Raw genomic sequence first — 2,762 nt, 5'->3', positions numbered from 1 at the left:
AAGGCCGTCCCTGCGCATCTGCCGCTCCTCGCAGAGTTGCTGTCGCGCAAGGAGGCGGCCACTGCGGCGCGTACGTGGGTCGTGGGTGGTGAGGCCTTGCCCGGATCGGTGGTTCGCGACTGGCTCTCGCGGGCTCCTGAGTCCGTGATCGTCAACGAGTACGGGCCCACCGAGACCGTGGTCGGCTGCTGTGTCTTCGAGATCGCAGCGGGCCAGGAGGTCGGGGAGTCCGTCCCGATCGGGCGTCCCATCGCGAACACCCGCTTGTACGTCCTCGACGAGTATCTCCAGCCGGTCGCTCCGGGTGTCGCGGGTGAGCTGTACATCGGGGGCGCCCAGCTCGCCCGGGGGTACGTCAGGCGTCCGGGTCCGACGGCGGAACGCTTCATCGCGAACCCCTTCGAGCCGGGGGTGCGGATGTACCGCACCGGGGACGTGGCCCGCTGGAGCGCGGACGGGCTCCTCGAATACCTGGGCCGCGCCGACGAGCAGGTCAAGGTGCGTGGTTTCCGGATCGAGCCCGGTGAGGTCCAGGCCGTCGTGGCCGCGCACCGCGAGGTCGCCCAGGCGGCGGTCGTCGCCCGCGAGGACATCCCTGGCGACACCCGCCTCGTCGCCTACGTCGTCCCCGCCGACCGGGAGGAGGTGGGCGGGCAGCTGGGCGAGGCGGTCAAGGCGTTCGCCGGTCAGCGGCTGCCCGAGTACATGGTCCCGTCCGCGGTCGTCGTCCTGGACACACTCCCGCTGACGGCCAACGGCAAACTCGACCGCGAGGCCCTCCCCGCCCCCGATGCCTCCGGCTCGGCCGGAACCGGACGCGCACCCGCCACCCCCGAGGAAGAAATCCTCTGCGCAGCCTTCGCCGAACTGCTGGGCCTCTCCGAAGTCGGCGTCGACGACGACTTTTTCGCACTCGGCGGCCACTCGCTGCTCGCCGTCCGCCTGACCAGCAAGATCCGCGCCGAGCTGGGCGTCGAGGTCCCGCTCCGGGTGCTCCTCCAGGCATCGACCGTGGCAGCACTCGCAGAACAACTTGCCAACCAAAAGAAAGCAAGGCCGGCGTTGCGGCCGATGCGTAACCAGGAGGAGTCCTGATGATTCCGTTGTCTTTTGCGCAGCGTCGGTTGTGGTTCATCAGCCAGTCCGAGGGGCCGAGCTCCACGTACAACATCCCGGTCGTGCTGCGGCTTTCCGGAGGGATCGACGCCGAGGCGCTCGGTGCGGCCCTGCGGGACGTGATCGGCCGCCACGAGGTGCTGCGCACCGTCTTCAAGGTCGCGGACGGCGAGCCGTACCAGCACATCCTGGAGATGGCCGACCTGGACTGGGCGCTGACGGTGGCCGAGGTCGCCCCCGCAGAGCTCGACGGCCTGGTTGCCGATACCCTTGCGTACACCTTCGACCTGTCGACCGAGATACCGATCCGGGCCTCCCTGCTCTCCACGGACTCCGCAGGCACCGACGAGCAGGTGCTCGTCCTGGTGATGCACCACATCGCGAGCGACGGCTGGTCCAAGCAGCCGCTGGCCCGTGACCTGTCTGTCGCCTATGCGGCGCGTTGCGAGGGCAAGGTCCCCGAGTGGGAGCCGCTGCCCGTCCAATACGCCGACTACACGCTCTGGCAGCGCGAACTGCTCGGCGACGAGTCGGACCCCGACAGTGTCATGTCCACCCAAATGGCCTACTGGCGTGAGGTGCTGGCGGACATTCCGGAGGAGCTGGAGCTCCCCGTCGACCGTCCGCGGCCGGCCGTGCCCTCCCACCGTGGTCACAAGGTGCCGCTGACCGTGCCCGCCGAGGTGCACGCGCGCCTCGCCGAGCTGGCGAAGGCCGAGGGCGTCACCCCCTTCATGGTGCTGCAGGCAGCCCTCGCCGCCGTGCTCTCCCGCCTCGGTGCGGGCACGGACATCCCGATCGGCGCGACGGTGGCCGGGCGTACGGACGTCGCCCTCGACGATCTGGTCGGCTTCTTCATCAACTCCCTCGTCCTGCGTACGGACGTGTCGGGCGACCCGACGTTCATCGAGCTGCTCTCGCGGGTGAGGCAGGCCGGCTGGGCGGCGTTCGAGCACCAGGAGGTGCCGTTCGAGAAGCTGGTGGAGGAACTGGCGCCGACGCGTTCCCTGTCCCGGCACCCGCTGTTCCAGGTCATGCTGAAGGTGCAGAACACCGGTGAGGCGGTCCTCGACCTGCCAGGCATGGGCGCGGGCGATGCGCCGGCCCCGTCGACATCCGGCGAGCGCGCCGCCGTGCAGAACGGTCCGGCGACCAGCGAGTCCGCGGCCAAGTTCGACCTGGACGCGTCGGTGTCCGAGGTGTTTGACGCGGAGGGTGCGCCGGCGGGGTTGCGTGGTTCGGTGGTCGCTTCGGCGGATCTGTTCGATGTGGAGACGGCCGAGCGCATTGTGGCCCGTTGGGTGCGGGCGATCGAGTCGTTGGTGCGGGATCCGGGGGTCCGGCTGAGCGCTGTCCAGGTGATGGATGAGGCTGAGCGTCGCCGGGTGCTGGTGGAGTGGAACGACACGGCGGCTGCGGTCGGGGCGGGGTCGCTGCCGGAGCTGTTCCAGGCCCAAGTCGCCCGTGTGCCGGACGCGGTCGCGGTGGTCGCCGGTGACGTGGCGCTCTCTTACGCCGAATTGGACGCGCGGGCGAACCGTCTGGCTCGTTATCTGGTGGCTCGGGGTGTTGGTCCTGAGTCGTTGGTGGGGGTGTGTCTGGAACGGGGGGCCGACCTGATCGTTGCGCTGCTGGCCGTGTTGAAG

Annotated in this window: 2 protein-coding genes; both read left to right on the top strand. The window is 69.8% G+C overall.

All coding sequences use genetic code 11. The features are described 5' to 3' along the window. On the top strand, positions 1 to 1,095 hold a 1,095-nt coding region (locus tag ABZ576_RS34270), incomplete at its 5' end, for a non-ribosomal peptide synthetase (protein ID WP_360750002.1). Then, positions 1,095 to 2,762, top strand: a 1,668-nt coding sequence (locus tag ABZ576_RS34265; protein WP_360749998.1) for a condensation domain-containing protein, incomplete at its 3' end; no start/stop codon positions are given. The genes ABZ576_RS34270 and ABZ576_RS34265, both read left to right, overlap by 1 nt.

This window comes from Streptomyces sp. NPDC013455, assembly GCF_040632975.1.
GTDB lineage: Bacteria > Actinomycetota > Actinomycetes > Streptomycetales > Streptomycetaceae > Streptomyces.
The sequence above is the reverse complement of the archived record's forward strand: the minus strand, read 5'-3'. Positions and strand labels throughout refer to the sequence as shown.